Annotated in this window: 31 protein-coding genes; 28 read left to right on the top strand and 3 right to left on the bottom strand. The window is 68.9% G+C overall.

What is annotated here, in order from left to right:
* Nucleotides 1-6: 6 nt before the first annotated feature.
* From ACZ6B8_RS35860 to ACZ6B8_RS35850, 3 genes are all read right to left on the bottom strand, one after another.
* A complete protein-coding gene (locus tag ACZ6B8_RS35860; RefSeq protein WP_471609945.1) occupies nucleotides 7-1,428 on the bottom strand; it encodes a tyrosine-type recombinase/integrase in 1,422 nt (473 codons plus the stop codon).
* 10 nt (nucleotides 1,429-1,438) lie between these two features.
* On the bottom strand, nucleotides 1,439-1,882 hold the full coding sequence (locus tag ACZ6B8_RS35855) for a hypothetical protein (protein ID WP_471609944.1): 444 nt from the start codon (nucleotides 1,880-1,882) through the stop codon (nucleotides 1,439-1,441).
* A 111-nt stretch (nucleotides 1,883-1,993) separates the two neighbouring features.
* A complete protein-coding gene (locus tag ACZ6B8_RS35850) occupies nucleotides 1,994-2,452 on the bottom strand; it encodes a hypothetical protein (RefSeq protein WP_471609943.1) in 459 nt (152 codons plus the stop codon).
* A 507-nt stretch (nucleotides 2,453-2,959) separates the two neighbouring features.
* Between ACZ6B8_RS35850 and ACZ6B8_RS35845 the strand changes: the two genes are divergently transcribed.
* From ACZ6B8_RS35845 to ACZ6B8_RS35710, 28 genes are all read left to right on the top strand, one after another.
* Nucleotides 2,960-3,247, top strand: a complete 288-nt coding sequence (locus ACZ6B8_RS35845) for a helix-turn-helix domain-containing protein (RefSeq protein ID WP_471609942.1) — start codon at nucleotides 2,960-2,962, stop codon at nucleotides 3,245-3,247.
* Between the two features lie 91 nt (nucleotides 3,248-3,338).
* A complete protein-coding gene (locus ACZ6B8_RS35840; protein ID WP_471609941.1) occupies nucleotides 3,339-3,623 on the top strand; it encodes a hypothetical protein in 285 nt (94 codons plus the stop codon).
* Complete coding sequence (locus tag ACZ6B8_RS35835) at nucleotides 3,620-3,976, top strand: hypothetical protein (protein ID WP_471609940.1); 357 nt, start codon at nucleotides 3,620-3,622, stop codon at nucleotides 3,974-3,976. Before ACZ6B8_RS35840 ends, ACZ6B8_RS35835 begins: the two co-directional genes overlap by 4 nt.
* Nucleotides 3,969-4,547, top strand: a complete 579-nt coding sequence (locus tag ACZ6B8_RS35830; RefSeq protein WP_471609939.1) for a hypothetical protein — start codon at nucleotides 3,969-3,971, stop codon at nucleotides 4,545-4,547. Before ACZ6B8_RS35835 ends, ACZ6B8_RS35830 begins: the two co-directional genes overlap by 8 nt.
* Nucleotides 4,544-4,741, top strand: coding sequence for a hypothetical protein (locus tag ACZ6B8_RS35825; RefSeq protein WP_471609938.1), 198 nt, complete (start codon nucleotides 4,544-4,546; stop codon nucleotides 4,739-4,741). Before ACZ6B8_RS35830 ends, ACZ6B8_RS35825 begins: the two co-directional genes overlap by 4 nt.
* On the top strand, nucleotides 4,738-4,983 hold the full coding sequence (locus ACZ6B8_RS35820) for a hypothetical protein (protein ID WP_471609937.1): 246 nt from the start codon (nucleotides 4,738-4,740) through the stop codon (nucleotides 4,981-4,983). The genes ACZ6B8_RS35825 and ACZ6B8_RS35820 overlap by 4 nt, the downstream gene beginning before the upstream one ends.
* Nucleotides 4,980-5,210, top strand: coding sequence for a hypothetical protein (locus ACZ6B8_RS35815; RefSeq protein ID WP_471609936.1), 231 nt, complete (start codon nucleotides 4,980-4,982; stop codon nucleotides 5,208-5,210). Before ACZ6B8_RS35820 ends, ACZ6B8_RS35815 begins: the two co-directional genes overlap by 4 nt.
* Nucleotides 5,207-5,398, top strand: coding sequence for a hypothetical protein (locus ACZ6B8_RS35810; RefSeq protein WP_471609935.1), 192 nt, complete (start codon nucleotides 5,207-5,209; stop codon nucleotides 5,396-5,398). The genes ACZ6B8_RS35815 and ACZ6B8_RS35810 overlap by 4 nt, the downstream gene beginning before the upstream one ends.
* Nucleotides 5,395-5,610: a hypothetical protein gene (locus tag ACZ6B8_RS35805; protein ID WP_471609934.1), complete on the top strand. Its 216-nt coding sequence runs from the start codon at nucleotides 5,395-5,397 to the stop codon at nucleotides 5,608-5,610. Before ACZ6B8_RS35810 ends, ACZ6B8_RS35805 begins: the two co-directional genes overlap by 4 nt.
* Nucleotides 5,610-5,828, top strand: a complete 219-nt coding sequence (locus tag ACZ6B8_RS35800; RefSeq protein WP_471609933.1) for a hypothetical protein — start codon at nucleotides 5,610-5,612, stop codon at nucleotides 5,826-5,828. The genes ACZ6B8_RS35805 and ACZ6B8_RS35800 overlap by 1 nt, the downstream gene beginning before the upstream one ends.
* Nucleotides 5,825-5,956 carry a hypothetical protein gene (locus tag ACZ6B8_RS35795; RefSeq protein ID WP_471609932.1) on the top strand — a complete coding sequence of 44 codons (132 nt, stop codon included), beginning with the start codon at nucleotides 5,825-5,827 and terminating at the stop codon, nucleotides 5,954-5,956. Before ACZ6B8_RS35800 ends, ACZ6B8_RS35795 begins: the two co-directional genes overlap by 4 nt.
* Nucleotides 5,953-6,213, top strand: coding sequence for a hypothetical protein (locus ACZ6B8_RS35790; protein WP_471609931.1), 261 nt, complete (start codon nucleotides 5,953-5,955; stop codon nucleotides 6,211-6,213). Before ACZ6B8_RS35795 ends, ACZ6B8_RS35790 begins: the two co-directional genes overlap by 4 nt.
* The gene (locus ACZ6B8_RS35785) at nucleotides 6,210-6,686 is read left to right on the top strand and encodes a hypothetical protein (protein ID WP_471609930.1); all 477 of its coding nucleotides are present in this window, start codon (nucleotides 6,210-6,212) and stop codon (nucleotides 6,684-6,686) included. Before ACZ6B8_RS35790 ends, ACZ6B8_RS35785 begins: the two co-directional genes overlap by 4 nt.
* Nucleotides 6,687-6,795: 109 nt before the next feature.
* Nucleotides 6,796-7,842, top strand: a complete 1,047-nt coding sequence (locus ACZ6B8_RS35780; RefSeq protein WP_471609929.1) for a hypothetical protein — start codon at nucleotides 6,796-6,798, stop codon at nucleotides 7,840-7,842.
* Nucleotides 7,843-7,962: 120 nt separating this feature from the next.
* Nucleotides 7,963-8,292 carry a hypothetical protein gene (locus ACZ6B8_RS35775; protein ID WP_471609928.1) on the top strand — a complete coding sequence of 110 codons (330 nt, stop codon included), beginning with the start codon at nucleotides 7,963-7,965 and terminating at the stop codon, nucleotides 8,290-8,292.
* Nucleotides 8,289-9,134 carry a PD-(D/E)XK nuclease-like domain-containing protein gene (locus ACZ6B8_RS35770; RefSeq protein WP_471609927.1) on the top strand — a complete coding sequence of 282 codons (846 nt, stop codon included), beginning with the start codon at nucleotides 8,289-8,291 and terminating at the stop codon, nucleotides 9,132-9,134. The genes ACZ6B8_RS35775 and ACZ6B8_RS35770 overlap by 4 nt, the downstream gene beginning before the upstream one ends.
* Nucleotides 9,135-9,143: 9 nt before the next feature.
* Complete coding sequence (locus tag ACZ6B8_RS35765; RefSeq protein WP_471609926.1) at nucleotides 9,144-10,112, top strand: ATP-binding protein; 969 nt, start codon at nucleotides 9,144-9,146, stop codon at nucleotides 10,110-10,112.
* A gap of 61 nt (nucleotides 10,113-10,173) precedes the next feature.
* Nucleotides 10,174-10,551: a hypothetical protein gene (locus tag ACZ6B8_RS35760; RefSeq protein WP_471609925.1), complete on the top strand. Its 378-nt coding sequence runs from the start codon at nucleotides 10,174-10,176 to the stop codon at nucleotides 10,549-10,551.
* On the top strand, nucleotides 10,548-10,817 hold the full coding sequence (locus ACZ6B8_RS35755) for a hypothetical protein (RefSeq protein ID WP_471609924.1): 270 nt from the start codon (nucleotides 10,548-10,550) through the stop codon (nucleotides 10,815-10,817). The genes ACZ6B8_RS35760 and ACZ6B8_RS35755 overlap by 4 nt, the downstream gene beginning before the upstream one ends.
* A complete protein-coding gene (locus tag ACZ6B8_RS35750; protein ID WP_471609923.1) occupies nucleotides 10,814-11,188 on the top strand; it encodes a hypothetical protein in 375 nt (124 codons plus the stop codon). Before ACZ6B8_RS35755 ends, ACZ6B8_RS35750 begins: the two co-directional genes overlap by 4 nt.
* Nucleotides 11,185-11,400, top strand: a complete 216-nt coding sequence (locus ACZ6B8_RS35745; protein WP_471609922.1) for a hypothetical protein — start codon at nucleotides 11,185-11,187, stop codon at nucleotides 11,398-11,400. Before ACZ6B8_RS35750 ends, ACZ6B8_RS35745 begins: the two co-directional genes overlap by 4 nt.
* Complete coding sequence (locus ACZ6B8_RS35740; protein WP_471609921.1) at nucleotides 11,397-12,221, top strand: hypothetical protein; 825 nt, start codon at nucleotides 11,397-11,399, stop codon at nucleotides 12,219-12,221. The genes ACZ6B8_RS35745 and ACZ6B8_RS35740 overlap by 4 nt, the downstream gene beginning before the upstream one ends.
* Complete coding sequence (locus tag ACZ6B8_RS35735) at nucleotides 12,221-13,735, top strand: DNA cytosine methyltransferase (protein ID WP_471609920.1); 1,515 nt, start codon at nucleotides 12,221-12,223, stop codon at nucleotides 13,733-13,735. The genes ACZ6B8_RS35740 and ACZ6B8_RS35735 overlap by 1 nt, the downstream gene beginning before the upstream one ends.
* A 650-nt stretch (nucleotides 13,736-14,385) precedes the next feature.
* The gene (locus ACZ6B8_RS35730) at nucleotides 14,386-14,652 is read left to right on the top strand and encodes a hypothetical protein (RefSeq protein ID WP_471609919.1); all 267 of its coding nucleotides are present in this window, start codon (nucleotides 14,386-14,388) and stop codon (nucleotides 14,650-14,652) included.
* Nucleotides 14,653-15,975: a DnaB-like helicase N-terminal domain-containing protein gene (locus tag ACZ6B8_RS35725; protein WP_471609918.1), complete on the top strand. Its 1,323-nt coding sequence runs from the start codon at nucleotides 14,653-14,655 to the stop codon at nucleotides 15,973-15,975.
* Complete coding sequence (locus ACZ6B8_RS35720) at nucleotides 15,972-16,727, top strand: PDDEXK family nuclease (protein WP_471609917.1); 756 nt, start codon at nucleotides 15,972-15,974, stop codon at nucleotides 16,725-16,727. The genes ACZ6B8_RS35725 and ACZ6B8_RS35720 overlap by 4 nt, the downstream gene beginning before the upstream one ends.
* Nucleotides 16,724-17,122 (top strand): hypothetical protein, encoded by a 399-nt coding sequence (locus ACZ6B8_RS35715; RefSeq protein ID WP_471609916.1) that lies wholly within the window; start codon nucleotides 16,724-16,726, stop codon nucleotides 17,120-17,122. Before ACZ6B8_RS35720 ends, ACZ6B8_RS35715 begins: the two co-directional genes overlap by 4 nt.
* Nucleotides 17,123-17,151: 29 nt before the next feature.
* On the top strand, nucleotides 17,152-17,982 hold the full coding sequence (locus ACZ6B8_RS35710; RefSeq protein WP_471609915.1) for a DNA adenine methylase: 831 nt from the start codon (nucleotides 17,152-17,154) through the stop codon (nucleotides 17,980-17,982).
* Nucleotides 17,983-18,016 lie beyond the last annotated feature (34 nt).

Raw genomic sequence — 18,016 nt, 5'->3', positions numbered from 1 at the left:
CGCCAGCTAGCCAGCCGGCACCGCCGCCCGCCCTGGGGTGACGGCGTGATCTGCAGCAGGGTGGCAGAGGACAACCGCGGCCTCCGCAGAAGGGGGCTCTTCGCCCTGCTCCTCGCGCCGGGGAGAATCTGGGGAGATCGTTTCGAAACCGGGGGAGGCGGCGCCCGCGAACCAGGAATCCATCGCCTTCCGGCCGCGCCCGTCTGCCTCCGGCATGAAGTGGGCGTACACGCGCAGGGTGATCGAAGGGTTGGCGTGCCCCAGCCACGTGGAGACCGACACGACGGACTCGCGCGCGTCCAGATGAACCGAAGCGAAGGTGTGGCGAAGGGCGTGAAAGCCGAACTCCCTCGCAGCCCCGTAGGTCAGGCTTCCGTTCGGCCGGCGCGACTGCTCTGGCGGGGCAGGAATGACACCGGCCGCGGCCAGCGCCTTCTTCCAGTAGTGCTGATTCCATGAGTAGGCCCGAATCGCCCCGCCCTCGACGTTCGTCACTAGGAGGCGATGTGTTCGAGGCGCCCGCTCCTCTGCCTCCTTCTTCGACTTGGGCGGCCTCGGGTCCCGCCAAGGAAGCGTCACTTCCTGCGGCGGGAACGCCTTCTTATGCGCCCTGATCTGCGCAGCCAGATGCGTCGGCAGCGGGACGGTGCGTTCCTTCCCGCCCTTCGGCGGGGCGAAGACCAACCTGCTCGCCACGCGCTTGACCTGTCGGCGGATGTGCAGGACACCGGCCTCCTCGTCGACGTCCTCGTCAACGTCGATCGCGAACGCCTCACCCTGCCGGCAACCAGCACCCACCCCGATGTCAACGAGGATCTGATAGCGGGAGTGCAGCTCGGCCCGGACTGCCATGACCCGGTCCCGCGTCCAGGCCCGCGCCTTCTGCGGCGGAGCGGAAGGCGGCTTGATGGTCTTCGCCTTGCACGGGTTCTTGGCGATCCGCTCGTCATCGACGGCGCAGGCGAGAATGTTGGACAGGTAGCCCCACACGGCGTTGGCCGTTCCAGGGGCGACCGTCTCCTCAAGGTTCTTCAGCCAGATCCGCAGCGTGCTGACCTTGATGGCACGCAACTTCATCCCGCCGAGGTGAGGCAGAACATGGGTCCAGACCCGGCCCCTCACCGTCGCGATCGTCGCCGGGTCCGACTTCAGCGAAGGCCACCATTCCAGCGTGACGTAGTCGCACAGCAGAATGTCGCCGTCCCGTGGGTCGACGAACTCGCCTTTACTCGACTCGTGCTGGGCCTTGACGAGCCACGCGTTGGCGCCGGCGGGCCCGATGAGTTTGTCGAAACTGCGGTCCCGAACGCCGGGGACGCCGGCGACGCGGTAGCGCTTGCCCTGCCCGTGCCGGGCGGTCTTGCGCTTCTGGCCCGTTTCGGGGTCGGGGCGTTTGGTGTACCAGCGATCTTCGATGTATCCCGGCATCGCCAGCTCCCTAGTGCGCGATCTCCGGCGAGTCCATGTCGACTATCTCGCCCTGCCACAGCTGGAACCACTGTGCACCGGCGAGGAACTCCTCTATGGCCGGATTGACGGCCCGCACGAACTGATCGACGGACGCTGTGCGTTCGACGCGGATGTCGACGAGACCTTTGGTCTCCCTGATCACTACGTAGTCGCCGGGATCCAGGTCGTGGATGCTGAAGATGACGGAGAGCATGCAGCTGCCGCCGCTGCGCGAGATGACCTCCTCGCGCCACAGCTGGAACCAGTCTGATCCGTCGAGGAAGTCCGCCATCTCCGCGTTCAGGGCGTTCGCGTAGGCCTCGACGCTGCTTCCGCGGACGACGCGCACGCGGGTGCCTCCGCGGACCTCGCTGATATCGGCGAGTTTGCCGGATTCGAGGCTCTCGACCGCTTCGTAGATGACTCGCAGCATGGTGCCCTCCCCGGACTCGGTGCACCTGTGGCAAGAACGTCCAGAAGTGCACGGTGGGTGAAGGGTACGACTACTGACAGCCATCGACAATCGGTTGGGAAGATGTCTGCGTCAGTCCCCGGCTTCTCGCCGGGCTCGCTCGTCAGCCTCGATCATCATCCGCCAGCGGAGGAGATCAGCCTTCGACTTCCCGGCCAGGTGTCCGACGATGATCCGGACCTCCTCGTCGTAGCCGGCGAGCTCGGTCGCCTCGTACTGCAGCCACTGCTCGGCAACGGCTTCCTTGACCCGTCGCAGCGGCTTGCCGAGGGCTGCGGCGATCGCGCCCATCCGGTGCGGGGTGGGCGGATTGGCGGGAGGGGTCTTGACGAGTTGCTGCAGGTAGGGCTTGGAGACTGTCTCGCCGCTTTCCGGGTCGATCGCCCGGTCGGCGAGGCGCTGGTAGGACTCGCCCATGTCGAGGGCTTCCTGGATGAGCTGGGAGAGTGCACCGATAGGGGAAGGGGCTTCGGCCGCGCCGGGGTCCGGGGCGGTGGCCGGGACCGTCATGTCCTCGTCCTCTCGCGTCACATTCGCACCGACTGTCTCTATCCGTAGGTGATGGCGCCGGGAAAGTAGCAGGTCGGTCCATACAACCATCGCTCGCCGGAGACGGATCGTCTACGGATCAATGCTATCCGGCCGGGAAGTTTGCCGATAGCTGACACCGAGTCGTCCAGAACGGTAGACGATTCGTCTCTGTGGTGCTTAACTCGTCTTATCGAGGCCGCTCCGCACTACGGGGGAAACGTTGAGCCGAAGATACATACTCCGCGACGCCGAGAAGTTCCGATGGATCATGAAACACCCAGGTCGCGGGGCCCCCTACGGGTACGACAGCCTCGCCGGAGCCAGTGGCTGCCGACGTGGACTCATCGAGAAACTCGCGACAGGCAAGCAGCAGACGGCGGACGTAGAAGCCGCTCACTCCCTAGTGGAGGCCCTCGGCGTCGCCCTGCTGGTCCTCTTTGCGCCCTCCGCGTCTCCAGAACTGGACGATGCGTCTCAAGAAGATCCCCCCACCGAACAGGAGTAGCAGTGCACAACAGGAAAGGACCCAAGCAGAAGGCGCCCGAAGGGTGCCTCTGGATCGAAGACGCCGCCCCCTACATCGGCCTCACCCTCGCAACCCTCCGAAAGTGGCGGGTCCACGGCAAGGGGCCCCAGGGCTTCCCAATCGGCCGCTACGTCGCCTACCGCATCACGGACCTCGACGCCTACCTCGAAGCCCAGTACCAGCAGGCCGTCGAACCCGACCCCGACCGTCAGTACAACAGCCGGCCGCCCGAGCCCCGACTCACCCACCGCGCCAAGTCCGCCGCCTGACGGCGATGCGGCCCCAACCGCCGGGGGCCAAGCCCGGCAGCCGGGGCCTCCGATCCACACCTCAGAACCCTGAAGAACAGGAGCGTGGACCGTGTCCACATTCTCTCAGAACCCTGACGTCCCCGACGAGTTCGATGTGATCACCCGTGAGGTTCCGATGGTGTCGCCGTGGCAGGCGATGTGGGCCGAGGCGGAGGAGATGCTCCGCGAAGCGCACCCGGAGGGCTTCGACGTCCTCGACATCGGCCGCGTCGCGCTCGACAGCCTCCCGGAGGCGGAGAAGGAAGCCGCGTTCGACGTCCTCTTCTACACGTACTGGACGGCGCTGCTGGCCGACCGCGAGATCCGGGCCGCACGCGAGGAGCGTGCCTCATGAGCGCCCGCCTGACACCGCAGCGCGAAGCCGACGGCGAGGCTCTTCGCCGCCTGGCAGAGCTGATGGATGAGGATGACGCTCGCACCGGCAAGGTCGGCATCCCGGTTTCTTACGGACACCGCCTCGTGTGGCTGGCGGTTATCGGCTCCTACGAGGCTTGGCAGACGGAATGGCTTCGGCTGCTGCGGACCGAGTCGCGACAGGCAGCGAATGACTGGTCGGACCGGCAGGACGAGCGAGTCCACTACCTGACCGGCCTCGTATATCCGGGCGGGGCGACGGCGCAGTCCAAAACCGCAGATGAGGTCCGCGCCATGGCGGATGCCGTTGAGGCGGGTGAGGGCGATGAGTGACCGCCTGTCGCCGCAGCGCGAAGCCGAGTTGGCTGCGGTCCGCGCCGAACGCGACCGGTACCGCACCGCCTGGCAGTCCGCGCGCTTCCGCGCTGAGGCCTACGGCGAGGGCATCCTCCGAGTCGTCAAGGACCGCGAGGCGTGCCAGGGCTGGCTGGAGCAGGAGCAGGGGCACACCCAGAGCCTCCGCGCCGAGCTGGCGAAGTACGTCGGCCACGAGCCGACGGTCGCCGAGGAGATGGCCGAGCTCGCCCGGCGCCTCGACGACGTGCACCACGTGTGCGACAAGGCCGAAAGGGACTCTCTCCGCTGGGAGCACCCGCTGCCCGTCCCGGAGTGGGTGGCAGTGGTCCGCGAGGCCGCGGACGGCGTGCGCCCTCCGGGACAGGATCGCCGGGCCGACGTGGTCCAGTACGGCATCCGCATCCCTGACGGCAGCGTGCTGAACGGCACGGTCACCGATCTCGTCGAGCAGCAGGAACGCCTGGTCCGCTACCGCGACTGCTATCCCGAAGCCGTCCTCGTACAGCGGACTGTGCGCCACGGCGCGTGGACGGAGGTCACGTCATGACCGCCCGCCAGTACCCGATCCGGCCGGTCCCGGACGACGACTCCCGGTTCACGTTCGGTCTCGCCGTGGACGTGCTGAACGTCCTGAAGGAGCACGGCTACCCGGAGATCACCGGTGGCCTCGACTTCATCGCGCTGCAGCAAGCGCTGTTCACCTTCCTGTACGGCACCACCGGCAAGGAGGCAGGCCGATGACCGTCAACCCGATCGAGCGCCTGGACGTGCCGCTGGAGCAGGTCGCCGCGGTGGCCGTGCTCCTGGAGGCGTGCGTCCGCAGCTGGTCCCCTTCGGACCGGCTCGCCTGGAGCCTCGACCAGCAGCTCGTCACCCACCCCGAAGCCCGGGTCTCCGAGGACGCGGACTACCCGGGCTGGGTGGAGCACATCGCCGCCCTCCAAGCCCACAACGCCAAGGCCCGCAAGGAGGCCCGGTCATGACCGACACGCAGATCACCTACACGCGAGCCCGTCTGGGCGGCCGTGCCGAGGACGTCGTACTCGCCGAGACGCGCTCCGGGGAACTGGTCGTGTACGTCGGCGGGGCCCTCGCTCTCGACATCCCCGCCACGGTCGACGTGGCCGTCCTGGACGCCCTCTCTCAGGCGTTCGCGCACGCCGCGCAGCAGCAGACCGGCAGGCACGGCATCAGGGCGGTGGCGGCATGAGCGCCGTGATCGAGGGACGCCCGCTGGCGGACCTGGAAGAAGAGTCGCTGATCGCCGTCGAGCAGGAGTGGGGCCGGCGAGCAGGCGGACCCAAGCCGTGGACGACCCAGGAATACCTCGACCACATCGCCAAGGTCCACGCCCGCTACGCCAACTTCCGCCGCTGGCAGGAAAGGCAGGCGTCGTGACCGCGATCCTCCCGGAGCAGTCCACCGTCCTCGGGGAGCTGCCGTCCATGCCCGCGTCGGCGCCGCCGGTGATCCTGCCCGGCCTCCTCTCCGCTGTCGGTCTCACCGTGCGCCGCGTCCCCGCCTGGATCACCGACCCGGACACGATCCAGTCGATCCTCGACGGCCACTACCAGATCCCCGACGACCTCAACCCGCCGCAGGAGGCGTGATGCACGGACTGACCGCCCGACAGACCCGGCTCCTCGAGGAACTGAAGGCGTGGGACACCGAGGTCACCACCGGCCGCATCCACGCCCTGAACTTCCGGCTCGGCGCCCCGAAACGGACCACCGCCCGCCGCGACATCGCCGACCTCCACCGGCGTGGACTGCTCACCCCGGGCCGCACCGCCGACTCCTACCGCCTCACCCGGAAGGCCACCTCATGACCGCCGACTCGCTCGTGCTCCTGGCCTCCGTCCTGCTGTTTCTCGCCGGTGTCGAGGCGCTCGTCCAGTCCACCCTCGCCCGCATCGAGACCGACCGTGTCGCCCGCACACCCGGGAGCTACCAGTGACCATCACCGACCCGATCCTCCCGCCCCTTCCCGAACGCGACACGGTCGCCCGCCTGGAAGCGGAGGTACGCCAGTACAAGGACATAGCCGCCCGCCAGGACGACCTCCTGCGGGCACTCCAGGCCGCGAACGAGGGCGCCTACCGCGACCAGTACGACGCCGGCGGCGGACCCCACCTCTGCCCCGCCCACCCCTTCGGCGAAACCGTCGCCCGCCCGCGGCCCGGCATCCGCGACCTCGCACAGGGGGACACGTGAGCATGCTGACGCGCAAAGACCGGCCTAAGGGCAACCCTAAGCACCGGGTCGACGACTACATCAAAGCCCTCCAGCAGAAGCACGAGCTGCAGATGCAGGGGCTTCGCGCCGAGAACGTCGCGCTGCTCAACGCCAAGGCCGATGCCGACGATGGTGCGGCCGTCCAGGAGCGGCTCATCGCCGACCTCGAAAGCGACGTGCGGCGGCTCACCGGGCAGGCGGAAATCGACCGCAAGCATCTCGCACAACAGGCGGGCATTATCCGCACCCTGCGCGAAGACCTCGAAGAAGCGCTCAGCCGCGGCACTGACAAGAAGCACGTCGAAGCAGCCGTGACCGAGACCCAGCCCATCCCCGTCGTTCCGCTACACGCATCCCCGCTCGCCGCGGTCACCGACCCCGGGCACGTCCGGCAGGCGTCCTGGGGCGTCGACGACACGCAGCCGCTGCGGGCCGCACCGCCCGCCGCCTGAGACCGCCGGGCCGCCGGATGACAGCGGTCGGCGAGCCCGGCCACCAACGCACGAACCCCCGCCCGGGGTTAGCGGGCGGGGACCCCACCAGCATCCCACGGAGGAACCCGTGACCGTCACGATCAACGCCCACCAAGTCGGTCGACTCATCGACAAGACGATCGACCACATCGGCTCGGAGTACACCGAGACCCTGCACGGCATTCGCCTCGACGTCGACGCCAAGTACCTGTACGCCGTCGCTTCCGACCGGTACACGATCGCCGTCGCCCGCTACCAGTTGAGCGACCAGCCGCAGGAGCCGTGGGCGCGAACCATCCCCGCCGCGCACCTGCGGACCCTCCGGGAGTGGCTCCACGCCCGACAGGGCGCCGACATCATCACCATCGAGGCAGGGGACAGCACGCTGGTCTTCGACTCGCCGCAGACCACCTACAGCATCGCCGTCAGTACGAGCCTGGAGTTCCCGGACTGGCGCGGCATCCTCCGCCAGCAGGTCGAGCAGCCCGCGGACGGCACCGACATGTTCCCCGCCCTCAACCCCGGCTTCCTGTCCCGCTTCAACAACGGCGACACCGTGCGCCTTCGTATCGCGGGCGACGACAAGCCCCTGCTGTTCTTCGCCGAGGACTTCATCGGCGCGCAGATGCCCACCCGCCACGCCGGTATCTACCCGGCCGCGAAAGAGGACTTCGCCGGCGCCCACCAGTCGTGGCTGTGGACGCTCGCCGCAGGCTCGAAGGACGCCAGCATGGAGGGCGCCGCCTACGACGAGGACCGGCCCCGCTACGAAGTCACCACCGACATTCGCGAGACGGGCGAGACCCTGCTCCGGGCGGTGCTGCGGTCGACCGCTGACCTCAGCGAAACCGACTACGACAAGCAGACGGATCTGTGGCACGCCCACATCCACATCGGTGTGGCCAACTGGACGGCCTTCCGGTATCTCACCGCCCTCTACGCCGCTGATCCGCGTGCCGCTCAGGCGGCCGTCAACGAGACCGCGGGCGAACTCGAAGCGGGTGAACTCGGCGAGTACGCCTGGGATGCCGCCGAGAAGGCGGGCTTCGACCCGCAGAAGTGGCACGACGACTACGAGGCGCACCTGAAGAAGCGCGCCGAGCAGGACGTCGCCAAGGCCGAGCCCGCCGCCTGACCACACCACCCATAGCCAGCCGCGTCGAGCCGCCGGCCAGCTCCGCGGCACCCCAGGGCCAGGCCCCCACCCCCGACGGGGGCCTGGCCCGCCACCCAGCACACCCCGAAACGGAGTCCCATGAGCACCACAAGCCCCACCATCCCGCGGGAAACCGCCCGCCATGTCCTGTGGTTTTTCGGCCAGGACGGCGGACATCAGCCCGGCAGTTTCACCGAGCACCTGCTGTACGCCCTCTCCTTCGCCGACATGGTCAACACGGCCAAGGTCGCCGAGGTCTACCCCGAGTACGCCGCTGCCATGGTCGCCGCCAAGCTCGACCCGAATGGCATCGCCAGCCTCCAGCGCATCGCGACAGGGGAGGGGCCACTCGGCTGCAAGTGCGGCGACAGCGTCGGCCCGTTCGACCTCCAGGGCCGCTGCGAGACCTGCACGGAGAGCGCCGCATGACCGCCACCGTCGAGGTCGAAGCGCCGGCCGACGTCGAGCCGGGCGTGTACGACAACGTCCCCAGCGAGGTCTACCACGCAGACCCAGTACCGGGCGGCAGCCTCTCCTCGACCGGGGCCCGCAAGCTCGCCACCGAATGCCCCGCCGCGTTCAAGCACTGGGTCGACAACCCCGAGCCCCACAAGCCGACCTTCGACTTCGGCACCGCAGCCCACAAGGTCGTCCTCGGCGACGGACCCGAACTCGTCCTCGTCGAGCGCGACCGATGGGACACGAACGAGGTCAAAGAGCAGATCCGGAAGATCCGCGCCGCCGGGAACATCCCGCTCAAGCAACGCGACCTCGACAAAGTCCACGCCATGGCGGACGCCCTGCGCTCCCACCCCGAAGCCGCCGCACTCCTCGAACCGGGCAGCGGAATCGCCGAACGCACGATCATCTGGAACGACCGCGGCGTATGGCGACGCATCCGCATCGACTGGGCCCGCCACGACGGCACCCTCGTCGACTACAAGTCCTGCCGCACCGCCAACCCGTCGAAGCTTCCCCACCACATCTTCGACTACGGCTACCACCAGCAGCAGGAGTACTACCGCGACGGCGCCCTGGAGTTCGGGCTCACCGAACTGGTCTGCCCGTTCAAGTTCATCTTCCAGGAGAAGGAACCGCCCTACCTCGTGTCGGTGATCGAACTCGACTCGACGGCCTGCGGCATCGGACGCCACCTCAACGAACGGGCCCTCAACACCTACGCCCTCTGCCGCACGGCCAACGACTGGCCCGGCTACATCCAAACCCCCCTCGTCTCGCTCCCCGCCTGGGTCGAGCGCGAATACCGCTAGGAGAACCGCATGTCCCAGCTCGGCCAGCCCGTCCGCACCGGACGCCAGCAGAAGACCGACGAGTACGACGAGGGCGGCTTCACTTTCCGCCCGGCCACCAAGGAGCAGGCCAAGGCCCGCATCGCCATCCAGGGCGTATCCGGATCCGGCAAGACGTGGACGTCACTCGCCCTCGCCAACGGCCTCGCCGGCGCCAAGCGGTTCGCCGTCATCGACACCGAACGCGGCGCCGCCTCCAAGTACGTCGGCATTCACGGCATCCAGTTCGACGTCCTGCAGATGTCCCGCTTCGACCCCCGCGATCTCGTAAGGGCGCTCGCCGCCGCAGCGCAGGCCGGATACGACGTCGTGCTCGTCGACTCCCTCTCGCACTACTGGAAGGGCACCGACGGTGCTCTCGATCAGGTCGAGAAGCACAAGGGCAAGTACGGGAACAACTCGTTCGCCGGGTGGAAGGACGTCACCCCGATGCAGAACGAGATGATCGACGCCCTCCTCTCGTACCCCGGGCACGTAGTCGTCACGATGCGCTCCCACACCGAATGGGTCCTCCAGGAGAACGACCGCGGGCGCAAGGAGCCCGTCGCCATGGGGATGCGCGCCGAGCAGCGTAAGGGCGTGGAGTACGAGTTCGACGTCGTCGGCGCCATGGACGTCAGCAACACGCTCAAGATCCTCAAGTCCCGCTGCCCGGCCCTTCACAACCAGGTGCTCGAGCGGCCCGACGGGGGCACCGACATCGCCAAGCCGCTCCTCGACTGGCTGAACGACGGGGTCGCATCCGTCGACCCGTCGGCCTGGATTGACGCCGCGACAGCCGACGACGCCACCGCGGAATCACTCCTCGCTACATACCGCGAGGCCGAGTCCCACGGCGCACTCGCCACTCCGTTCCTGCACCCGACCAGCGGCGAGCCGACCAACCTCGGCGACTTCATCAAGGAACGCGGCACCGCGCTCAAGAGCGCCCAGCAGTAGCCCGCACACGCCTGAGCCGGCCGCGGGCAAGGCGGCCGGCTCCCTCCAAGGAGACCACGAGATGACGTACTTCCACGGCGGAGTGCCCGGCCTGAAGGTCGGCGACTCCCTCCTCCCGCCCGACAAGACCGGCACCGATCACACACTTAGCAAGTACGTGACACAGCTAGACGGCCCAGTCCACGCCCGGCGCACCGACATCGTCTACCTGACGACTCAGCGCCAAGTCGCTAAGGCCTACGCCGCGTTCTATCCCGACGGCACCCTGTACCAGGTACTGCCTGCTAGCCCCGTCGACCGCGACGCGGACTGCCTGACACCCGACCTGTCCTGGCACTGCCCGTTCGCGATCGTCGTCGCCGTGGTCGACCCGGTCGTCCTCTTCCGCACCCGCACCCCGGAGCGCTGGCTCCGCATGGCCAACGGGGCGCAGTCATGACGCCGGAGCCGGTCGAGGGGCGCTGTGAGCGCTGCAAGCAGCCCCGCCCCGTCTTCCCGTACAAGCCCGAGCACGACTGCGTCGATGTCGCGGGATACATGCGGCTGACCGAGGCCGCCGAGTGGATCGACCAGATCCGCGACGGCGGCGACCGCTGGTGCGAGGCCCGCATCGACCGTTTCGACCTCCAGCCCAAGCTCTGCGTCCCCTGCCACGACCGCGAGCACGCCGACGAGGCGGCCTACATCAAGGAGCACCAGCTGTGACCAAGCACCTCACCGTCGCCGAGCGCCTCGCGTCGACCGCCAAGGACGCGCTCCTCGACGACATCGCCCGCCACTCCGAGTGGGACCGATTCCTCGTCGAGCAGGCAGTCCTGCATTTCGGGGCGACCCACGACACGTTCAGCTGCAACTTGCTCCGCGACGTCCTCCCCGACCTTGGTACCGGCTTCCTCGGCGCCGCCATCAACTCCCTCCGCACCGCGGGGATCATCGAGCGGACCGGCCAGTACGTGCCCTCCACCAGCGGCCCCACCCACGGACATCCGATCGCTGTCTGGAAGTTGACCGCCGACGGCCACCGCATCGCACGCCAGCGTCGCCAGGCCCGCGCCGAACAGCGGAGGGCAGCGTGAAGACCGACGCCCTCGCCCTCATCGACGTCTACGCGACGGCCATGCAGTGGGCCATGTGGATCTGGGCCGCCTCCGCGATGGTCCTCGCTGGGGCCGCCGCCTGGCTCGTCATCGCCATCGGCCGGCTCGCCTTCGACCGCATCGGCGCCTCGTTCACCCGCGCCCAGCAGACCATCACCGACATCCAACAGCCGAGGGAGGAGGAGCGGTGACCGCCAAGCCCCTGCCGCCCCACGGAAGCGAAGCCCGCTACCGGGGAACCAGGACCGGACGCCCCGGATGCCGCTGCCCCAAGTGCATCCGCGGCCAACGCCAAGCCGGCATCGCCCGCGAACGGCGCCTCCTCCACGGCGAACGCAACATGATCCCCCGCGCCGAACTCCTGCCCCACATCCAGAAACTCCTCGACAGCGGCATGAGCCGCACCCTCATCGCACGCAACGCGGCCTGCGCCCAAAGCACCATCACCTACCTGGTCAACGGCCGCAGCCAGTCCTGCCGTCACGACGTCGCCGCCCGCATCCTCGGCGTCCAGCCCCGCCGCTTCGATGACCTGTCGGAACGCCCCGCCACCGGCAGCATCCGCCGAATCCGGGCCCTGTACTACCTCGGCCACTCACGGCAGACCATCGCCTCCCTGACGGGTCTGAGCATCGCCGGGATCAGCCTGCTCGCCGAGGGACGCTGGACCGTCATCGACGGCCGCCGAGCCGCCGCAGTCGACCGTGCCTACCGGCAGCTCATGACCACGCGCGGCATCAACTGGAAGAACCAGCGCCGCGCCTCCGTCGAAGGCTGGCACGGCCCCCTCGCCTGGGACGACGTCGACGATCCAGCCGCCCAGCCCGACGTCGACCCACACGCCGACAAGCGCGGACGCCCCGCCGAAATCGACGCCCGTGAAGTCGCCCGCCTCACCGCCGCAGGCAAGAGCGCCACCGAGATTGCCCTCCAACTCGGCTGCCACCAGCGGACCGTCGTCCGCGCCCGCGGTCGCGTCATCGCCACCAACGACCTGAAGGAAGCCGCCTAATGCCGTACCGCAACGACGACGACGCGCGCCGGCGGTGCCGCATCGGTTCCCTGTTCACCGGCACGGGCGCCCTGGACCTGGCCGTGATGGACGTCTTCGACGCCGAAGTCGTCTGGCACTCCCAGTACGAGCCGCCCGACAAGAATGGCAAGGAAGACAAGCACCAGTACGCCGCGAAGATCCTCGCCCGGCACTGGCCCATGACGCCGAACCTGGGCGACATCACCAAGGTCGACTGGCAGGCCGTCCTCAACGAGCACGGCCCCATCGACATCCTCACCGGCGGCTTTCCCTGCCAGGACGTCTCCTCCGCCGGCCGCCGCGCAGGCCTGACCGCCGAGTCCCGCTCTGGCCTGTGGGCCCACATGGCCCGCGCCATCCTCGAACTCCGACCACGACTGGTGGTGATCGAAAATGTCGAGGGCCTCCTCTCGGCGGAAGCTGACCGCGGACTGGAACCCGGATCTGCGGCTTTGGGTACGGACACCGGAACAGGAGGGATTCTTCGAGCTCTCGGTGCCGTACTCGGAGACCTGGCCACCCTCGGGCTCGATGCGGAATGGGCACGCGTGGCAGCGTCGGAGGTCGGCGCTCCCCACCCCAGGAAGCGCGTCTTCATCGTCGCGTGGCCCGCTGCCGCCGACGCCGACCGCATCGAACCCGAACGCCGGGGAATCGCCGCAATCATTCGAGGCAAGGCGGCAGCGGAGTCTCGCGAAGGGGATCAACGGGAACGGGCAGGGCACGCCGCTCGGCATGGCGGTGAAGCTGCTTCCCACGCCGCGCACCTCGGACACGAACGGCCCGGGACTGCACGGCGACGGGGGGCCGGACCTGCGAACGGCGATCTCGTTGCTGCCGACGCCGGCGGCCCGGGACTGGAAGTCGGGGGAGTCGAACCTGCTGGGCACGAACGCCAGACCGTTGAACGAGGTGGTAGTGAACAAGCTGCTGCCGACGCCGACCGTGGCGGACTCGCGGGACACGGCGAATTTCCGGCCGGACGGGACGCCCTACGGGTCGGGGTACGGCATGACGCTGACGGATGTCACACGACTTCTTCCGACGCCCCGAGCCTCGGACGGGGACAAGGGTGGCCCGAACCAGCGGGGCAGCTCTGGCGACCTGATGCTGCCCAGTGCCGCCTCGCAACTACTCCCGACGCCGACGGCCTCCGATGGCGAGCGGAAGTCCTCGAACTACGGCCGGGGCAACCCCACCTTGACTGGGGCGTGTACGAACCCGCCATCCGGCGCTGGGGGCGAATCCTCGGACGACCCGCCCCCTGGCCAACTGACCTTCGGGGACGTCTGACCCCCGTCTTCTCCGAATGGATGATGGGCCTCCCCGACGGCTGGGTGACCTGCACCCCCGGACCAGAAGGCATGTCGCCCGCGGCCCTCCGCAACGCCATGCTTCGCGCCCTCGGCAACGGCGTCGTCCGCCTGCAGGCAGCCACCGCCATCCCCCTGCTCCACCAGCGAGCTGCAGTCGATCAGCAGGCCGCCGCGTGACCGCGGCCCGCCCCGCCCGAGCCGGGCCCTGACCGGCCGGCACTCGCACCCGCCTTATCCGCACCGCCAGGAAGAAGACCGCCGTGACCTTGGACGCCATGCACTGGGTGTGGAGCCACTCCCGGTCGAAGGGGAACGCACGGATCGCGCTGCTCTACGTGGCCGACCAGGTGCGCACCTCCGCGTGCGAGGTGCGGCTCAGCTACCCGGATTTCGTAGGGGCGATGAACGCCCCGAGGTCAACCGTTAAGGCCGCTGTGAAGGCCGCCGTGGACTTGGGTGAACTGGAGATCGCGGAGCCTGGCAAGGGGACTCGGGCGGCTCTGTACCGGCTGCCGCGAGCGACTGGCTTCGTCCGCCCGAGTTCTGCTAGTGGGCCGGAATCCGGCCCACTACGGGATCAAGGTCAGACGCCTAGTGGGCCAGATTCTGACCCACTACGGGATCAAGGGGGGTCAGAATCCGGCCCACTACGGGATCAAGGTGCAAGTGCTAGAGGGTCAGAATCCGGCCCTCTAGGGGGTGCTAGAGGGTCAGAATCCGGCCCCCACTCCCCAACTACTCCCAGCAAGCAAGCAGAGGGGACGCCGGACGAGCCCGCCGACAGCAGCTACGGCATCCCCGACGCGGCGCGGCCACTCGTCGACAGCATGAGCGCCAGCGGCGTGATCGTCCGCTGGCCCTTCAAGGGAGACCAGTGGTTCCCCGTGCTGTCGCTGATCGAGAAATGCGGCATCCCCGCACTCGTTGCCTACGCCCGCCGGACAGCCGACCGCACCTCCGTCGAGTCGGCGAAGTACTTCATGCGCGGCTGGGCCGAACTCCCGCCCAAACCGGCTACCGGCACACCCGTCCACGTCGGCCGCCCACACCTGAGGGCTGTAGGCCAAAGCCCCGAAGACAGGGGGATCTTCTAAGTGACCACCGACCTCGAGCCCGACTACGCGGACATCCCGCTCGAGCGCGTCCCGCCACAGGACTTCGAAGCCGAGCAGGGCGCCCTCGGTGCCTGCCTGCTCTCCAAGACCGCACTCGCTGAAGTCCTCGACGTCGTCGAGTCCGCCGCCTTCTACCAGCCCCGCCACCAACTGATCTTCAACGCCATCGCCCACATGAACTCCCGGGGCCTGTCCGTCGACCAGATCACCCTCGGCAAATACCTCGCCGACACCGGCGACCTCATCCGCGCCGGCGGCACCCAGTACCTGTACCAACTCGTCCGCGCCGTCCCCACGGCCGCCAACGGCGAGTACTACGCCGAGATCGTCCAAGACCGCGGCCTGCGCCGGTCCCTGATCGAACTCGGCACCCGCACGGTGCAGGCCGGCTACGGCACCACCGGCGAGACCACCGAACTCATCGAACGTGTCGTCGCCGAATCCCGGGACCTCCGAGACCGCGGCATGGCCTCCGAGGACCTGCCGGTCGAGGACATCCTCGACTTCGTCAAGAAGGAAGACATCTACGACTGGGTGGTCCCCGGCCTCCTCGAGCGCCAGGACCGGCTGATCCTCACGGCATCCGAAGGCGGCGGCAAGTCGACGCTGCTGCGCCAGATGTCCGTCACCCTCGCTGCAGGCATCCACCCCTTCCGGACCTCACAGACGATCGACCCCGTGAGGGTTCTGACCCTCGACTGCGAGAACGGAGAGGCCGCATCCCGCCGCAAGTTCCGCCCCCTCCTCGCGGCGGCCGAACACCTCGAGCAGCCGGTGCGCCGAGGCCAGTTCCACATCGAATGCCGCCCCGCCGGCCTGGACCTGACCAAGCCGTCCGACCGGGCATGGACGATGCGCCGCGTCGAGAAAATCAAGCCCGACGTGCTCATCATCGGACCCGTCTACCGGCTCCACGCCGGCAACCCCAACGACGAGGAACTCGCCCGCAAAGTCTCCGTCGTCATCGACGAAGCCCGCGCCACCGCCGGGTGCACCGTCCTCATGGAAGCCCACGCCCCCCACGGCAACGGCATGGGACCCCGCTCCCTGCGCCCCCTCGGCAGCTCGCTGTGGATGCGCTGGCCCGAGTTCGGCTTCGGCCTGCGGCCCGTCGAGGACGAGAAGTCCGCACAGAACGTCGAAGGCGCCCGCGGCCGGCGGGTCGTCCCCTGGCGCGGCAGCCGCGACGAACGCGACTGGCCCGCCTTCGTGAAGCAGGGCGAGCAGTGGCCCTGGCAGTCCTACCGGCCCATCGACGCCGACCAATTCAGCGGCTACTCCGAGACAGGAGCCATCTGGTGACCATCCAACGCGACTGGCACAGCGCCACTGTCGGCGAGGTGCTGGAGCAATCCATCCACCAGCAGATGGTCCGCCGAGAGCACATACCCGGACGGCCCGGCGCCCTCGGCGGGGACATGACCGTCGAGGCCCTGCCCACGTACTACGGCGGCACCACGTTCCGCTCGGCCCTCGAAGCCTCGTGGGCGGCAACCCTCGACACCCTCGACATCGCCTGGCAGTACGAACCCGAGACGATCACCCTGCCGTCCGGTACCACCTACACCCCCGACTTCCGGCTGCCCGACATCGGCGCCTGGCTCGAAGTCAAAGGGCCCGGAGTCCCGCGCGTCGCGAAGGCATTCGAGTTCGCCGCGTCGCTCGTCTGCGGCTGCCGCCGGCCGCGGTGTGACTGCCGCTGGCCCGGCGGGGAGCTCGTCCTCATCGGTCACCCGCCCAAGCCCTACAGCGCCTGGTCGGATCCGGAACTCGAGGGCGCCAGCTACCAGGTGATGCACAACCTCGGGCGCCGCCACGGCGGCCACCCCAACTGGACCTCCACCCGGCCCGGTACGGCCTGGCTCACCCGCTGCGGCGACTGCAACCGCGGCACCTGGTTCGACACCAGCCGGTGCCGCGCCTGCAACGGGCCGCTCGCCGGCTGCTACGGCTACCGGCCCGGCGAACCAGGAATCGAGTTCCGCCGCATCAAAGGCCCTGCCCGCCAATCCGCCCCCACCGAAGAGACCCACAAGACCCAGGAGCGTTCATGACCACCACATCCGAGATCGCCCGCTGCCACGGCTACACCGGCCCGATGGCCTGCCATGACTGCGGTACCACCGAGCTGCTGCACTTTGCGAGCTGGTTCAAGCCGGAGACCGGTGAGAGCGGTGACTTCCTCGAGTGCTGCGTCTGCGGCATCAAGGCAGGCGATCCCGCTGACGTGCATGCCGACTGCGAGTCCGACATCGACGACGTCGACGAGGACGAGGAGCCGGAAGCCGACGAGGCCCGCGACTGCCCGGACTCAGCCGCGGCCCGCGCCCGCTTCGGCTCCCTCACCGCCGTACAGGTCCGCGCCGACGGCCGCACGGACGGATGGACCCGGCGCCGCCGCGACGGCCGGTACGTCGACCTCTGCCCCACCTGCAAGCCCGCCCCGTGATCCCCGACCCGACCCGAAGGAGAAGCACCGTGACCACCGCGCCGTCTCGGCCGCCTGTCCCGTACTTCGGCGGGAAGCAGCGTCTCGCCCGCCGGATTGCTGCACTCCTGCCCGACCACACGCACTACGTCGAGCCGTACTGCGGCGGCCTGTCCGTCCTGCTCGCCAAGGAGCCGTCCGCGCTGGAGACGGCCAGCGACCTCGACGGACAGCTGGTCACCTTCTGGCGGATCCTGCGCGACCAACCGCAGGAGTTCGCCCGGCTGTGCGCCCTGACGCCGCACTCGCGTAGCGAGCACGCCCTGTCCTACGAGCCCGCAGCCAGCGACCTGGAGACGGCCCGCCGGGTGTGGGTGCGGCTCACCCAGGGACGGTCCGGGCGCATGGACCACACCGGGTGGCGGCACTGCATCGCCGACATCGGCACGAACATGCCCGCCTACCTGGACGGCTACCGCACCCGCCTGCACCCGGCGGCGCAGCGGCTGATGGGTGTGCAGCTCGAAGCCCGGCCAGCCCTGGAACTGATCACCGCATTCGGCGGCCGGCCGGACGTCCTGCTGTACGTGGATCCGCCCTATCTGGGCTCGACCCGGATCGCTACTGGATACCGGCACGAGATGCGCACGGAGGCCGAGCATCGCGAGCTGGCTGCCGCTCTGGCTGGCTGCGAGGCAGCGGTCGTCCTCTCCGGCTACCACTCGCCGCTGTACGACGAGCTGTACACCGGCTGGCACCGGGCTGAGCTGACCGCCAGCGCCGGCAACGCGAGAGCCGACCTGAGCCGGGCCCGCACCGAAGTCCTCTGGGCCAACCGGCCGTTCGGCGGTCGGGCCGCAACCACGACTCCCGCCCCGTGATCCCGAGCACGCAGCGCCCGGCTCGTATCCGGGC

This window comes from Streptomyces sp. NPDC041122 (genome assembly GCF_055592445.1).
Note: the sequence above shows the minus strand (reverse complement) of the source record. Positions and strands in the feature narration are given on the sequence as shown.

Coding starts and splice junctions, on each gene's coding strand:
- ACZ6B8_RS35715 (WP_471609916.1), top strand. CDS start 16,724: ATGACCACCACATCCGAGATCGCCCGCTGCCACGGCTACACCGGCCCG.
- ACZ6B8_RS35795 (WP_471609932.1), top strand. CDS start 5,825: ATGACCGCCGACTCGCTCGTGCTCCTGGCCTCCGTCCTGCTGTTTCTC.
- ACZ6B8_RS35765 (WP_471609926.1), top strand. CDS start 9,144: ATGTCCCAGCTCGGCCAGCCCGTCCGCACCGGACGCCAGCAGAAGACC.
- ACZ6B8_RS35820 (WP_471609937.1), top strand. CDS start 4,738: ATGACCGTCAACCCGATCGAGCGCCTGGACGTGCCGCTGGAGCAGGTC.
- ACZ6B8_RS35755 (WP_471609924.1), top strand. CDS start 10,548: ATGACGCCGGAGCCGGTCGAGGGGCGCTGTGAGCGCTGCAAGCAGCCC.
- ACZ6B8_RS35855 (WP_471609944.1), bottom strand. CDS start 1,882: ATGCTGCGAGTCATCTACGAAGCGGTCGAGAGCCTCGAATCCGGCAAA.
- ACZ6B8_RS35825 (WP_471609938.1), top strand. CDS start 4,544: ATGACCGCCCGCCAGTACCCGATCCGGCCGGTCCCGGACGACGACTCC.
- ACZ6B8_RS35830 (WP_471609939.1), top strand. CDS start 3,969: ATGAGTGACCGCCTGTCGCCGCAGCGCGAAGCCGAGTTGGCTGCGGTC.
- ACZ6B8_RS35800 (WP_471609933.1), top strand. CDS start 5,610: ATGCACGGACTGACCGCCCGACAGACCCGGCTCCTCGAGGAACTGAAG.
- ACZ6B8_RS35860 (WP_471609945.1), bottom strand. CDS start 1,428: ATGCCGGGATACATCGAAGATCGCTGGTACACCAAACGCCCCGACCCC.
- ACZ6B8_RS35735 (WP_471609920.1), top strand. CDS start 12,221: ATGCCGTACCGCAACGACGACGACGCGCGCCGGCGGTGCCGCATCGGT.
- ACZ6B8_RS35810 (WP_471609935.1), top strand. CDS start 5,207: ATGAGCGCCGTGATCGAGGGACGCCCGCTGGCGGACCTGGAAGAAGAG.
- ACZ6B8_RS35730 (WP_471609919.1), top strand. CDS start 14,386: ATGAGCGCCAGCGGCGTGATCGTCCGCTGGCCCTTCAAGGGAGACCAG.
- ACZ6B8_RS35835 (WP_471609940.1), top strand. CDS start 3,620: ATGAGCGCCCGCCTGACACCGCAGCGCGAAGCCGACGGCGAGGCTCTT.
- ACZ6B8_RS35760 (WP_471609925.1), top strand. CDS start 10,174: ATGACGTACTTCCACGGCGGAGTGCCCGGCCTGAAGGTCGGCGACTCC.
- ACZ6B8_RS35775 (WP_471609928.1), top strand. CDS start 7,963: ATGAGCACCACAAGCCCCACCATCCCGCGGGAAACCGCCCGCCATGTC.
- ACZ6B8_RS35770 (WP_471609927.1), top strand. CDS start 8,289: ATGACCGCCACCGTCGAGGTCGAAGCGCCGGCCGACGTCGAGCCGGGC.
- ACZ6B8_RS35815 (WP_471609936.1), top strand. CDS start 4,980: ATGACCGACACGCAGATCACCTACACGCGAGCCCGTCTGGGCGGCCGT.